Consider the following 14,477-nt stretch of genomic DNA (forward strand, 5'->3'; position numbering starts at 1 on the left):
AGCCCGGCAGCGATGCCGGGCTTTTTCATCATACGTGCGGATTAATGTGCATCGATAAAGACAATCTTCAGCACGAACAGCAGCGAGACGATAATGACGCAAGGGCTGAGGTCGCGCAGACGGCCGGTGCCAATTTTCATCACGCAGTAGGAGATAAAGCCCAGGGCAATGCCTTCGGTGATCGAGAAGCTAAACGGCATCATCACCGCGGTGATAAACGCCGGTACCGCTTCCGTCAGGTCATCCCACTTCACGCGCGCCAGGCTTGAGGTCATCAGCACGCCGACGTAAATCAGCGCGCCAGCGGCCGCATAGGCCGGAACCATCCCCGCCAGCGGAGAGAGGAAGATAACCAGCAGGAACAGGATACCGACGACCACGGCGGTCAGGCCGGTGCGCCCGCCCACGGAAACACCGGAGGAGGATTCGATATACGCTGTTACCGACGAGGTGCCGATGAAGGAGCCTGCCACCGACGAGACGCTATCGACAAACAGCGCCTGCTTCATGCGCGGGAATTTACCGTTGGCGTCCGCCAGACCCGCTTTATCCGTCACGCCGATCAGCGTCCCGGAGGAGTCAAACAGGTTGACCAGCATAAAGGAGAAGATCACCCCGGCCAGGCCCAGATTCAGGGAGCCCGCCAGATCGACATGACCGATCACCGAAGTCACGCTCGGCGGCGCCGAGACGATACCGGTGTAGTGTACATCACCCAGCATCCAGCCCAGCAGGGTGGTCACCACGATAGAGACCAGAACCGCGGCATGAATGTTGCGCGACGCCAGAATCGCGATGATAAAGAAGCCCAGCACGCCCAGCAGCACGCTGTGGGAGGTCAGATGACCAATACTGACCAGCGTTTCCGGATTTGCGACGATAACCCCGGCGTTCTTCAGGCCCATCATACCGATAAACAGACCGATACCGCTGGTGATGCCCACGCGCAGGCTCAGCGGAATATTGGCGATCATCCAGTAGCGTACGCGGAAGATCGTCAGCAGCAGCAGGCCGACGGCGCCCCAGAAAATCGCGCCCATCCCGACCTGCCACGGCAGGCCCATCGCCTGCACCACCACAAAGGCGAAAAAGGCGTTCAGGCCCATCGCCGGCGCCAGGGCGACCGGCAGGTTCGCGAACAGCCCCATCAGGATACTGCCGAAAGCGGCAATCAGACAGGTGGTCACAAACACGGCGCTGGTATCCATGCCCGCTACGCCAAGAATTTGTGGGTTAACAAAAACGATATACACCATCGTCAGGAACGTGGTGAAACCGGCGATGGCTTCCGTGCGCACCGTGGTGCCGTGCTCGCGCAGTTTAAATACGCGCTCCAGCAGACCCTGGCCAGAAGACTGGCTGGTTTGTTGTTGACTCATTATCGGTTTCCGAACGTAAGGAGGGAAAATTCGACGCTATCCTATACCAAATTACAGCACCAGGCGCGGTTGTATGGTAATTTTTTTCATTTATTTTGCTTATACGGCAACGATTGCGTCGCGGCATTGGACATGACGAAAACGTTAAACTTGTTAATATGGAATGGCTATGACTCAACCAGAAGCAGTATTTTTTGACTGTGACGGCACGCTGGTCGACAGCGAGGTGATTTGCTCCCGCGCCTACGTGCACATGTTCCAGGAATTTGGCATTACGCTGGAGCTGGCAGAGATTTTTAAGCGCTTCAAAGGCGTAAAACTGTACGAAATAATCGACACCATCAACGCCGAGCATGGCGTTAACCTGCAAAAGGCCACTCTGGAGCCGATTTACCGTGCGGAAGTCGCCCGCCTGTTTGATAGCGAACTGGAGGTGATTGCCGGAGCCCAGGCGCTGCTGGATGCGGTAAGCGTCCCGATGTGCGTGGTTTCCAATGGCCCGGTCAGTAAGATGCAACACTCTCTCGGCCGCACCGGCCTGCTGCACCATTTCGCTGACCGGTTGTACAGCGGCTACGATATTCAGCGCTGGAAACCCGATCCGGCGCTGATGTTCCATGCCGCAAAAGCGATGAGCGTTAACGTTGAGAACTGTATTCTGGTTGATGATTCCAGGGCAGGTGCACAATCGGGAATAGCCGCCGGCATGGAGGTGTTCTACTTCTGCGCCGATCCACACAACCCGCCCATCGATCATCCCAACGTGACGACCTTTACCGATCTGGCTGCGCTGCCGGCATTGTGGAAAGCGCGCGGTTGGGATATCACTCGCTAGCCCCCGGCGTCGCCCAACCGGGCGACGGTTGGCAGGTAGCGCTATGTTCTAGCCCAGAACAGGACGGCTGGCGACCGGCTATCTCTTCATCATCTTGGGACACAATCACTTTCATCTTGCCTTTCTTCACTCGCGGAAAGCGGGGGCTAAACGCCCCCACCGGCTATTTAAACAGTTTTTGCACAAACTCCTCGTAGGCCGGGCGCCAGACGTCCATTTCATGGTTCAGGCCGGGATAGGCGTGATAGTCAAAGTTGATCTTCTGTTTTTCCAGCTCGCTTTTCAGACCCGCGATGTCTTTGCCGGTCACGGAATCTTTTTCCCCGACGACCACGGTAAAGTTACGCAGCTGTTGATTGATCGCCTCAGGATGTTTCAGTTGCGCTTCCACACCGGCATTCGGCACCGTGGTGGTCGTGACGCCGCTAAACGTGGCGAGCCAGCCAAAGCTCTCCAGATGATTCATCCCGGAAACCAGCGCCTGATACCCGCCCTGAGAGAGGCCAGCCAGCGCCCGACCGTCGGCATCTTTACGCACGTTAAACCGGGCATCGATCAGCGGAATAATGTCCTGCATCAGCTCCTTATCCGCCGCCTGCGCATTCAGCGGATAGAAGGTTTTGCGTCGCTCCTGCGGCGGGAAGTTTTCCGCGATCGCTTCCGGGGTGTCGGTTTCGGTATCCGGGACCACCACCAGCATAGGCTTGATCTTGCCCTCCGCCAGCAGGTTATCCATGATTTGCGGAATACGCCCCTGATCGATGGCCGACAGCCCGCTGTCGCCAAAGCCATGATAGAAATAGAGCACCGGCAGCGGCTCGCCGCTGCCGCTATAGTTCGGCGGCGTCCAGACATAGAGCCGCCGTTCCGCATTCAGCGCCTTCGAGTGATAGGTAAGGGTGCGCAGATCGCCGTGCGCGACCGGGCGATCGTCCAGAATACTGCCGGGAACCAGAATCAGGCTGGTGTTCACCTGACGCTGCGGCTTCTGATAGCGGCTGCCGGTATCCACCGAGCGGAAGCCGTCCACATCAAAATAGTATTCATAGAGATTGGGTTTCATTGGCTCGCTTTTCCATGTCCAGACCCCGTGGTCCGCTTTGGTCATGTCGTGCGAGACAAAGGTGTCCGGCGTGGCGCCTGTCACCACCGAAACCCGCCGGGCATCAGGGGCAAACAGGCGGTAAGTGATACTCTTATCCGCGTTAACCTGGGTGATAAAGTGGCTCACCGGCAGGGAGGGCTCGGGCACCGCTGGCAACGGTGCCGCCTGAATGGTGAACGCCGCGCCCGCCAGCGCGAGGGCGAAATAAATGGCATGTTGTTTCATCGTTATTCCTCTTACGTTGTGTCCGTTCTGTTATCGTCTCACCACCAGATTTCCGCCTGCGCCCCTACGGCAAACTGATCGTTTTTACCGTCTTCAAAAATGCGGGTGGTGTTATTCGCGGCCTTATCCAGGTCGATATCCTTCGCTTTAATATAGGTGGCATAGAAGCGAATTTCCGGGCGCGAGGTCAGCATACTGGTATTAACTTTGAAGGTATGGAACAGCGTGGTCTTATAGCCGGACTCGTTATATTTCTTGCCGGTCACATCTTTGTTTTGCTGCCTGAAGTACCCCAGTTCGACGCCGGTCTGGTTATATTTATTCCAGATATAGGCCGGCCGCAGGACCGTACGGATGGATTCAAAATCGGAGTGGGCCCCGGTCTCGTAGCTGTAAACGTCGTTGCCAAAGGAGTAAACGATGGCATTCGCCATAATAATGTCATCGCGTAAATAGGTTTCTCCTTGCGAGGTTAAGCGCACGGCGGTGCCATTGGTATGGTCGCCATAATAGCGGCCGTTAAAGGTAGTATAGGGGCTGGATCCGGCATAGCGCGAGAAGCTGCTGGCAATGGAGTTATTCGCCAGCAACAAAGAAAATTCGTTAAAGCCGCCGTGAGCAAATTTTTGCGTTAACGAGGTGCCGGCCATCCAGGTATCTTTCCATGGATAATAGCCTTCATTGCCCTCTTTATATTTCTCAGAAGAACTTTGGTTGGCGGCGACATAGCGTCCGCTGACCATCAGACTGGCTTTATCCCACAACGGGATCTCTTTGTAACGGATATCGAGGGTATTGGTGTTAATTTGCTGCTTATTGCTTAAAGAACGATCGTAGTCATCAACATCCTCCCGGACCAGCGCGATATCGAATTTCCCGGCGCCTACCTGCCAGTTTTCCAGCCCCACGCCAGCCGCCGCATCGGTTCTCTGCGTTTTCCAGTCCAGCATCTGGATCTCGATTTTTGGCGCACCGTGTTTGCCGACCCAGAAATCGGCTTCCGGGGCAAACGGCAGGAATCCTTTGGTGTTAACGTACATATCCGAGAACTGGATGTAGTTTTCGCCGCCGGCATTGTCACCAAACCAGCCAGTGGAATACTGCTGGCCAACGTTCCCGTCGAGCATCACGATGGCGTCGACGCGTTTATCGCCTTCCTGAAACACCCGCTGCTTCAGCTGCAGATCGAACCAGCCGGAATATTCATTGCCCAGACGGCCAAGCGAACCAATGGCCCACGACTTTGGCGAGCCATGCGAGGCGGTTCCCCAGCCCGAGCGGAAGTAGCCGTTATAGCTAAAGCCAATTTCATCTTTGACGAACTTGCTAAAGTCTTTCAGCGTCATCGCGCTGTAGGCTGGCGCGCCGTCTGTGGCAGGTTGTTGATTTTTGACCAGTACCGCATCCGGTTTCACTGCTGCTTTCGGTCCTGCCGCCGCCGCGACGGTGCGCTTCTGGCTCTCTGCAGGCGAAGACCATGTGGCCCAAATCTGGTCTCTTTTTCTCTCCTGGTCCTGATATTTTTTGAGCTCTTTTTGCGTATCGCTAAGCGCTTTTTCCAGCAACTCAAGCCGTTGCTCTACCGTCAACTGGCTCGCGAACAGCGTGGTTGAATAACAAAGCGGCGCCAGCAATACCATCGCCGAAGCGATCCTGGTTTTTCTAAACATAATATTCCCTTATATAAGTGTTGGCATAAATAAATACGACAGCGACAAGCATCGCGCGGGTTCTAATAGCTGTATCCATACCGCTTAAGGGCGCGAGGGCTGTTATTTTTGCGGAGAGAAAAAAGCAAAAAAACCCGAAGAAGACGATCTGCCTAAACAGATAATCCTCTTCAGGTTTTGCCCGCGCATCGCGGTAGCAACCCTTATTAAGTCATTCTTAACGCGCATAAAAAAACCTGATATCGCCGCCGTGGGGGGGGCAATATCAGGTTTTTCCTGCTGTCGCAGTAACAATCCGTTTAAAACATTCTGAGCTTGCGCGCTCAGTCAGTGAATGCTGATTGTTACGCGATAAAATGAAGAACTCAAACGGGCAGCCTGTTAATTGTGACGATAATCGCAGCAATATCGCTGCCGCTGGAGGAATCATATCTAATTCTGATAAATCCATTTATCAGAATTAGACAAAATGATTATTACTCTTTCGGATCTTTTCCGGCGAGCAGTTTATCCAGTTCATCGCCGCCCACATGACGGAAATCCTGGCCTTTGACGAAGTAGAAAATATATTCGCAAATATTCTGGCAGCGGTCGCCGATACGTTCGATGGAACGCGCGCAGAACAGCGCCGTCAGAACGCTGGGGATAGTGCGCGAGTCTTCCATCATGTAGGTCATCAGCTGACGCACGATGCCTTCATACTCCTGGTCGACTTTCTTGTCTTCGCGATAGATACGTACCGCCTCGTCGAGATCCATACGCGCGAAGGCATCCAGCACGTCATGCAGCATCTGCACCGTATGGCGGCCCAGCGATTCGAGGCTCACCAGCAGCGGCTGGTGCTGCTGGGAAAACTTCTCCAGCGCGGTACGGCAGATTTTATCCGCCACGTCGCCAATGCGTTCCAGCTCAGCGATGGTCTTGATGATCGCCATCACCAGGCGCAGGTCGCTGGCGGTCGGCTGGCGCTTGGCGATGATGCGCACGCAGGCTTCATCGATCGCCACTTCCATCATGTTGACCTGCTTGTCGCCGTCAATCACGCGTTTCGCCAGATCGCTGTCCTGGTTATGCATGGCGGTGATCGCATCAGAAAGCTGTTGCTCCACCAGCCCACCCATGGTCATCACCTGGGTGCGGATATACTCCAGTTCAGCGTTGAACTGGCCGGAAATATGTTTATTAAGATTTAGGTTGTCCATGGTGTCTCCTGATTGCCCAACTGGTGAGAGCCTGAAAGCACAAGGGCAAATCAACCGTAGCGGCCAGTAATATAATCTTCAGTTTGTTTCTTCGCGGGCTTGGTGAACAGGTCATCCGTGTTGCTGAACTCAATCAGCTCGCCAAGATACATAAATGCCGTATGGTCGGAGCAACGCGCAGCCTGCTGCATGTTGTGAGTCACGATAACGACGGTGTAATCCTGCTTCAGCTCGGTGATCAGCTCCTCGATACGCCCGGTAGAGATCGGGTCCAGCGCTGAGCAAGGTTCATCAAGCAGCAGGACTTCCGGGCGGATCGCGATACCGCGGGCGATGCACAGGCGCTGCTGCTGACCGCCGGAGAGAGAATACCCGCTCTGGTGCAGTTTATCTTTGGTTTCATTCCATAATGCGGCTTTGGTCAACGCCCACTGCACGCGCTCATCCATATCGGCACGGGACAGCTTTTCAAACAGGCGCACGCCGAAAGCGATGTTGTCGTAAATGGACATCGGGAACGGCGTTGGCTTCTGGAATACCATGCCAACCTTGGCACGCAGCAGGGCGATATCCTGGGTGTTGGTCAGAATGTTGTCGCCATCCAGCAGGATCTCGCCTTCCGCGCGCTGCTCCGGATACAGTTCAAACATTTTATTGAACGTACGCAGCAGAGTGGATTTACCACAGCCTGACGGACCGATAAACGCCGTCACCTGGTTTTTGGTGATATCCAGGTTGATGTTCTTCAGGGCATGGAATTTACCGTAGTAGAAGTTCAGGTTGCGAACTGAAATCTTACCCGGGGCTGTATTCACCATACTCATCTCAATCTCTTCCTCATTCAGCGCAGCTGTCGCTGCGCCGCAAAAATTAACCGTGTTTCTTCTTGGCGAAGATAACGCGCGCCAGGATGTTCAGCAGCAAGACGCACAGGGTGATAATCAATACCCCGGCCCATGCCAGTTGCTGCCACTCCGCAAACGGACTCATGGCAAATTTGAAAATGGTCACCGGCAGGTTGGCAATCGGCTGCATCATGTCGGTGCTCCAGAACTGGTTGGACAGCGCGGTAAACAGCAGGGGCGCCGTTTCCCCGGCGATACGGGCGATAGCCAGCAGGATCCCGGTCATAATCCCCGAGACGGACGCTTTCAGGGTGATCGCCGAGATCATCTTCCACTTCGGCGTACCCAGCGCATAGGCCGCTTCACGCAGGCTATCCGGCACCAGTTTCAGCATGTTTTCGGTGGTACGAATAACGATAGGCACCTGCAGCAGCGCCAGGGCGATCACCCCCGCCCAGCCGGAGAAATGCTGCATCTGCGCCACCACGATGGTGTAGACGAACAGACCAACCACGATAGACGGCGCGGAAAGCAGAATATCGTTAATAAAACGGATAATTTCCGCCAGCACCGACTTGCGGCCATACTCCGCCAGATAAATCCCGGCCATGATGCCCAGCGGCGTACCAAAGATGGTTGCCCACAGGATCAGCAGGCCGCTGCCGGCAAGGGCGTTGGCCAGACCGCCGCCCGCGGTATTCGGCGGCGGCGTCATTTCGGTAAACAGCGCCAGGCTCATGCCATCGATACCGCGGGTTACGGTCGACATCAGGATCCAGATAAGCCAGAACAAACCAAACGCCATGGTGGCCATCGACAGCGTCAGGGCGATGCGGTTCTTCATGCGGCGCCTGGCTTGCATCTTACGGCGGGATTCCGCCAGCTCGGCGGTGCTTTGCATTTCAATGGTCGCCATTAGCGTGCCCCCTCATTCTTCGCGAGGCGCATAATCATAAACTTCGACGCCGCCAGAACGATAAAGGTGATAACGAACAGGATCAGACCCAGTTCCATCAGCGCCGCCACGTGCAGACCGGTTTCGGCTTCGGCGAATTCGTTGGCCAGCGCGGAGGTAATGCTGTTCCCCGGCATATACAGCGATATGCTGTCGAGCTGGTAGGTGTTACCGATGATAAAGGTGACCGCCATGGTTTCACCCAGCGCACGGCCCAGACCGAGCATCACGCCGCCGATCACTCCGTTCTTGGTGAACGGTAAAACGATGCGCCAGATCACTTCCCAGGTGGTGCAGCCGATGCCATAGGCCGACTCTTTCATCATCACCGGCGTCTGTTCGAAAACATCACGCATTACCGCGGCGATATAAGGGATGATCATGATGGCCAGAATAACGCCAGCGGCGAGAATACCGATACCAAACGCCGGGCCAGCAAACAGCGCGCCGACGAACGGAATAGTCGACAGGACGTTACCAACAGGCTCCTGGAAGTAAGTCGCAAACAGCGGGGCGAAAATAAACAGGCCCCACATGCCGTACACGATACTCGGGATCGCGGCCAGCAGCTCAATCGCAATGCCCAGCGGACGCTTGAGCCAGGCGGGGGACAGTTCCGTCAGAAACAGCGCGATGCCGAAGCTCACCGGTACGGCGATCAGCAGCGCGATAAAGGAGGTCACCAGGGTCCCGTAAATCGGCACCAGCGCGCCGAAGATTTCGTTGGGCGCATCCCACTCTTTGGTCCACAAAAAGGCAAAGCCAAACTTTTGAATGCTCGGCCAGGAAGAGATGATCAGGGAAACGATGATGCCGCCCAGCATCAATAGCACAATCAGCGCAGCCAGTTTTACCAGCGCACTGAAAATCATGTCACCCTTTTTCCCCGGAGGGGTAAATGCAGGCTTGGTTGCAGCCATAGATTACTCTTTACGTATTAAAGCTTGTTCGAATAAATGCCCGGTGGCGTTCGCTTCCGGGCCTACAGTCGGAACCGTAGGGCGGGCAGCGCTGAACGCCCCCGCCATCTTCGTCAAAAATCTACTGTTAGTACAGCGCTTTACCGCTGCTGTCTTTGACGTTGGTTTTCCATGCCGCACGAACCTGCTCAACCACGCTTTCCGGCAGCGATGCGTAATCCAGCGCATTCGCTTCTTTCCCGCCATTTTTATACGCCCAGTCGAAGAACTTCAGCACTTCAGCGGTCTGCTCAGGCTTGTTAGTCGCCTTATGCACCAGAATGAAGGTGGTTGAGGTGATCGGCCATGCATTTTCACCCTTCTGGTTAGTCAGGTCCTGAGCGAAAGACTTGCTCCAGTCAACGCCTTTTGCGGCGTTAGCGAAGTTGTCTTCAGTCGGGCTAACCGGTTTGCCATCGGCAGAGACCAGTTTGGTGTACGCCAGATTGTTTTGTTTGGCGTAAGCGTATTCGACGTAACCAATCGAGCCCGGCAGACGCTGAACAAAGGCGGCGATACCGTCGTTGCCTTTACCGCCAAGACCGGTTGGCCAGTTAACGGTAGAGCCTGCGCCGATTTTCGATTTCCACTCTTCATTCACTTTGGACAGGTAGCTGGTGAAGACGAAGGAGGTACCGGATCCATCGGCGCGGCGAACCACGGCGATATTCTGCGACGGCAGCTTCAGACCCGGGTTGAGTTTAGCGATCGCTTCGTCATCCCATTTTTTAATTTTACCCAGGTAGATATCGCCGAGGGTTTTGCCATCCAGCACCAGCTCGCCGGATTTCACGCCAGGCAGGTTAACCGCCAGCACCACGCCGCCAATCACGGTCGGGAACTGGAACAGACCTTCCTGGGTCAGTTTGTCATCAGCCAGCGGAGCATCAGAAGCACCGAAATCAACGGTGTTGGCAATAATCTGCTTAACGCCACCAGAGGAACCAATACCCTGGTAGTTCACTTTATTGCCGGTTTCTTTCTGATAGGTGTCAGCCCATTTGGCATACACCGGCGCAGGAAAAGTTGCACCTGCGCCAGTCAGGCTTGCTGCTGCGAAAGCAGAGAAAGCGCTCATCGATAAGGTCGCGGCGACAACTGTTGCGACGGTGGTACGCATAACGTTCATAATGTCTCCTGCTGGGATTCGTAAATCATTGTTTCGAGGCTATGGTGAGCAAAATAGGTCAAAGAGGTGACAGTAAAATGTACGAATTATGACAGTTTTATGACAGGCCGGGAGAAGGGATTTTGCGTCAAATAATACACTTATAAATCAAATGGTTATCTGCAAGCATGACCATACAATGACGGAATAATTTTCTTTTTATGACAGCCAAATCGCAGTGCAAAACGATCGGTTGTCGTCTATCGCCATCCCACATATTGCGCACAAGATCGGCTAAAAACAGCAGGTGAAAATAAAAAAGGGCCACCGCCGGCAGCCCTTTGCAAAAGAGGTAATACGTTACTCAACCGTGACCGATTTCGCCAGGTTACGCGGCTGATCAACGTCTGTGCCTTTGATCAGCGCAACGTGATAAGCCAGCAGCTGCAGCGGCACGGTGTAGAAGATGGGGGCGATGGTCTCTTCGACATGCGGCATCTCAATGATGTGCATGTTGTCGCTGCCGTTGAAGCCGGCGTCACCGTCGGCGAAGACGTACAGCTCACCGCCGCGGGCGCGAACTTCTTCGATGTTGGATTTCAGTTTTTCCAGCAGCTCGTTGTTCGGCGCCACCACGATCACCGGCATTTCCGCATCAATCAGCGCCAGCGGGCCGTGCTTCAGCTCGCCCGCCGCGTAGGCTTCCGCGTGAATGTAGGAGATCTCTTTCAGCTTCAGCGCCCCTTCCATGGCGATCGGATACTGATCGCCGCGGCCGAGGAACAGCGCATGGTGCTTATCAGAGAAACGCTCTGCCAGCTGCTCAATACGCTTGTCCTGAGAGAGCATCTGCTCAATACGACTCGGCAGCGCCTGCAGGCCGTGGACGATATCATGCTCAATGGACGCATCCTGACCTTTCAATCGCGCCAGTTTCGCCACCAGCATCAGCAGCACCGTCAGCTGAGTGGTAAAGGCCTTGGTCGAGGCCACGCCAATTTCCGTTCCGGCTTTGGTCATCAGCGCCAGATCGGATTCGCGCACCAGCGACGAGCCCGGCACGTTGCAGATGGCCAGCGAGCCGAGATAGCCCAGCTCTTTCGACAATCGCAGCGCCGCCAGCGTATCGGCAGTTTCACCGGACTGGGAAAGGGTGATCATCAGGCTGTTACGACGCACCGCGGACTTGCGATAGCGGAATTCGGAGGCGATTTCCACATCGCACGGCACGCCGGCTAACGCTTCAAACCAGTAGCGGGAGACCATCCCGGAGTTATAGGAGGTCCCGCAGGCAACAATCTGAATATGTTCGACCTGAGCCAGCATTTCATTGGCGTTCGGCCCCAGCTCGCTGAGATCGACTTCGCCGTGGCTGATACGCCCGGTCAGGGTGTTCTTAATCGCGTTCGGCTGTTCGAAAATCTCTTTCTGCATATAGTGGCGATAGATACCTTTATCGCCGGCGTCATACTGCAGATTGGATTCGATCTCCTGGCGCTTCACTTGCGCAGCGGATTTATCGAAAATCACCACCGAGCGACGAGTCACTTCCGCAATATCGCCCTCTTCGAGGAAGATGAAGCGGCGGGTAACCGGCAGCAGCGCCAGCTGGTCGGAGGCGATAAAGTTTTCACCCATGCCCAGACCAATAACCAGTGGGCTACCGGAGCGGGCCGCCAGCAGAGTTCCCGGGTCGCGGGTATCCATGATGACGGTGCCGTAGGCGCCGCGCAGCTGCGGGATGGCGCGCAGCACGGCTTCACGCAAGGTACCACCTTGTTCCAGCTCCCAGTGCACCAGATGAGCGATAACTTCGGTATCGGTCTCAGTGACGAAGACATAGCCACGAGACTGCAGCAGTGCGCGCAGCGGCTCGTGGTTTTCGATGATCCCGTTATGGACCACCACAATGTGTTCAGAAACATGCGGATGCGCATTGCTCTCAGACGGTTCGCCGTGCGTCGCCCAACGAGTATGGGCGATCCCGGTACCACCGTGTAACGGTTGCTCTTCGACCGCCTGAGCCAGCATCTGTACCTTACCCAGGCGACGCACGCGGGTCATATGACCTTCGCTGTCGACTACCGCCAGACCGGCAGAGTCATAGCCACGGTATTCCAGACGACGTAAACCTTCGAGAAGGATTTCAGCAATATCACGCTGCGCGACTGCGCCAACAATTCCACACATAGTTAAATTTCCTGATAATGGCGATATGCCATGCGTTGTCGCTGACCTGTATTTGCCCGTTTTCCGGGCGCCCCGAGCCTTGTAGAGAGTGGGGTTATTGTTATGGTACTGCCTGCGGACGGGGATCTATATTGACCCTCTCATCCTGGTTCGCCGGACGTTTTTCACCCCCGGCGACAATCCTGTTTATTTTTTCTTCACCGGACGCTGCCAGCCCTGTTTGTGGACCTGCGGTACGCGGCTCAACACCAGTTCGTTATCGGCGATATTGCGTGTGACGGTGGTGCCGGCGGCGATCGTGACGCCGTTGCCAACCGTGACCGGGGCCACCAGCTGGGTATCCGAGCCGACAAAAACATCATCGCCAATAATCGTTTTATGTTTATTCGCGCCATCATAGTTGCAGGTGATAGTGCCCGCGCCGATATTGACGTTATCACCGATCTCCGCATCGCCCAGATAGGTCAGATGACCCGCCTTGGAGCCTTTGCCAAGACGCGCCTTTTTCATTTCCACGAAGTTGCCAACGTGGGCGCCTTCCAGCAGTTCGGCGCCCGGGCGCAGACGGGCAAATGGGCCGATGGTGCAGGCCGCCTGCAGCTGGGCATCTTCCACCACGCTGTAGGGGCTGATTTCGCAATCATCGCCGATAGTGCTGTTTTTAATCACGCAGCCGGCGCCGATTTTCACGCGATCGCCCAGCACGACGCTGCCTTGCAGAATAACGTTAGTATCGATCTCCACATCGCGCCCGTGCTGCAGCGTACCGCGCAGATCGAAACGCGCCGGATCGCGCAATATCACCCCCGCCAGCAGCAGCTTTTCCGCTTGCTCAGCCTGGTAGACGCGCTCCAGGCGCGCAAGCTGCAGGCGATTGTTGACGCCTTCGACTTCGCTCAGGCGCTGGGGATGCACGGCAACGATCTCGTGACCTTCCTGATGCGCCATGGCGATGATATCGGTGATGTAGTATTCGCCCTGGGCGTTGTTATTGGTGAGCTTCGCCAGCCAGCGCTTGAGATCTGCTCCGCCGGCGATCAGGATCCCGGTGTTAATTTCCTGAATCTGGCGCTGCGCCTCGCTGGCATCTTTGTGCTCAACGATGCCTGTCACCTGGCCATTCTCACGGGTAATGCGGCCATAGCCGGTTGGATCATCCAGCTTCACCGTCAGCAGACCAATCCCGCCCTGCGGTTTCGCGGCGCGCAGGCGCTGTAGCGTCTCGACGGAGATCAGCGGCACGTCGCCGTAGAGCATCAGGATGTCTTCATCATCATTGAAGAACGGCGCCGCCTGCTGCATGGCGTGCCCGGTTCCTAGCTGCTCGGCCTGCAGCACCCAGTTCAGGTTGTCTTCATGCAGCGTCTGACGCAGCAGATCGCCGCCGTGGCCGTACACCAGGTGTACCGCACATGCGCCTAAATCGTTAGCGGCATCAATGACATGCTGCACCATTGGCTTCCCGGCCAGGGTATGCAGCACCTTAGGAAGATCGGAATACATGCGGGTCCCTTTGCCTGCGGCAAGGATAACCACGCTCATCGCACTATTTGACATACTCATCCTGACGGTAGTTAGAACGAAAAGTAAAAGCCTTTCACGTTGAAATTTCTACATATTTTTCATCATAAAACGAGACGTGGAGAAAACGTCCAGGCTCACCGCTATACACCATTTTATGACGCTATTTTTAACCACTGCAAATCAGTTTAACGCTGAAAAAGGAGGGTAGGGAGGATAATCATTGACTATCTCACTGCTTTTGCTGTTTTTTCGTCACCTGAATAAAGCCGCTGCGGAAAGCGGTTTTCAGCACCCATAACGGGAAGAACCAGGATAATCGTCGCCAGTCGCTGGCGGGGGAGGGCGGCAAAGTGATTGATGTAGTGATTAAAAACGAAAGGCCACCGTCAGGTGACCTTCTTTGCCCGGTTTCACATCGCCAGTGTTGTCGTTTTGATGGGCGATACGTCGTGTCAGCGGGGGAGATAGCGCGGAGCTTAG

General features: G+C 55.4%; 11 protein-coding genes. 1 reads left to right on the plus strand and 10 read right to left on the minus strand.

Annotated features, from left to right (window positions below; translation table 11 throughout):
- Window positions 1–41 precede the first annotated feature (41 nt).
- Entirely contained in the window at window positions 42–1,379 is a 1,338-nt protein-coding gene (locus tag ABLU95_RS13150) for an NCS2 family permease (RefSeq protein ID WP_023291466.1), read from the minus strand.
- A 169-nt stretch (window positions 1,380–1,548) separates the two neighbouring features.
- On the opposite strand from ABLU95_RS13150, the gene yieH reads away from it, so the two are divergent.
- Window positions 1,549–2,214: a 6-phosphogluconate phosphatase gene (yieH, locus tag ABLU95_RS13155; protein ID WP_023291467.1), complete on the plus strand. Its 666-nt coding sequence runs from the start codon at window positions 1,549–1,551 to the stop codon at window positions 2,212–2,214.
- Between the two features lie 163 nt (window positions 2,215–2,377).
- On the opposite strand, the gene ABLU95_RS13160 is transcribed toward yieH, so the two are convergent.
- The 9 genes from ABLU95_RS13160 to glmU all read right to left on the minus strand — a co-directional run bounded on the left by ABLU95_RS13160 (window position 2,378) and on the right by glmU (window position 14,030).
- Window positions 2,378–3,544: an alpha/beta hydrolase-fold protein gene (locus ABLU95_RS13160; RefSeq protein ID WP_348879716.1), complete on the minus strand. Its 1,167-nt coding sequence runs from the start codon at window positions 3,542–3,544 to the stop codon at window positions 2,378–2,380.
- A gap of 38 nt (window positions 3,545–3,582) precedes the next feature.
- A complete protein-coding gene (locus tag ABLU95_RS13165) occupies window positions 3,583–5,214 on the minus strand; it encodes a carbohydrate porin (protein ID WP_032429026.1) in 1,632 nt (543 codons plus the stop codon).
- A 476-nt stretch (window positions 5,215–5,690) separates the two neighbouring features.
- Window positions 5,691–6,416 carry a phosphate signaling complex protein PhoU gene (gene phoU / locus ABLU95_RS13170; protein WP_004145007.1) on the minus strand — a complete coding sequence of 242 codons (726 nt, stop codon included), beginning with the start codon at window positions 6,414–6,416 and terminating at the stop codon, window positions 5,691–5,693.
- A gap of 50 nt (window positions 6,417–6,466) precedes the next feature.
- The gene (gene pstB, locus ABLU95_RS13175) at window positions 6,467–7,240 is read right to left on the minus strand and encodes a phosphate ABC transporter ATP-binding protein PstB (RefSeq protein WP_004145006.1); all 774 of its coding nucleotides are present in this window, start codon (window positions 7,238–7,240) and stop codon (window positions 6,467–6,469) included.
- A gap of 46 nt (window positions 7,241–7,286) precedes the next feature.
- Window positions 7,287–8,177 carry a phosphate ABC transporter permease PstA gene (gene pstA, locus ABLU95_RS13180; protein WP_243806741.1) on the minus strand — a complete coding sequence of 297 codons (891 nt, stop codon included), beginning with the start codon at window positions 8,175–8,177 and terminating at the stop codon, window positions 7,287–7,289.
- Window positions 8,177–9,136, minus strand: a complete 960-nt coding sequence (gene pstC / locus ABLU95_RS13185) for a phosphate ABC transporter permease PstC (RefSeq protein WP_004145004.1) — start codon at window positions 9,134–9,136, stop codon at window positions 8,177–8,179. Before pstC ends, pstA begins: the two co-directional genes overlap by 1 nt.
- A gap of 127 nt (window positions 9,137–9,263) precedes the next feature.
- On the minus strand, window positions 9,264–10,304 hold the full coding sequence (pstS, locus tag ABLU95_RS13190; protein ID WP_023291471.1) for a phosphate ABC transporter substrate-binding protein PstS: 1,041 nt from the start codon (window positions 10,302–10,304) through the stop codon (window positions 9,264–9,266).
- A 339-nt stretch (window positions 10,305–10,643) separates the two neighbouring features.
- Window positions 10,644–12,473, minus strand: a complete 1,830-nt coding sequence (glmS, locus tag ABLU95_RS13195; RefSeq protein ID WP_023291472.1) for a glutamine--fructose-6-phosphate transaminase (isomerizing) — start codon at window positions 12,471–12,473, stop codon at window positions 10,644–10,646.
- 186 nt (window positions 12,474–12,659) lie between these two features.
- Entirely contained in the window at window positions 12,660–14,030 is a 1,371-nt protein-coding gene (glmU, locus tag ABLU95_RS13200; protein ID WP_348879724.1) for a bifunctional UDP-N-acetylglucosamine diphosphorylase/glucosamine-1-phosphate N-acetyltransferase GlmU, read from the minus strand.
- Window positions 14,031–14,477: the final 447 nt, after the last annotated feature.

Source organism: Klebsiella sp. GG_Kp146 (assembly GCF_040061975.1).
Classification (GTDB): Bacteria; Pseudomonadota; Gammaproteobacteria; order Enterobacterales; family Enterobacteriaceae; genus Klebsiella; species Klebsiella quasipneumoniae.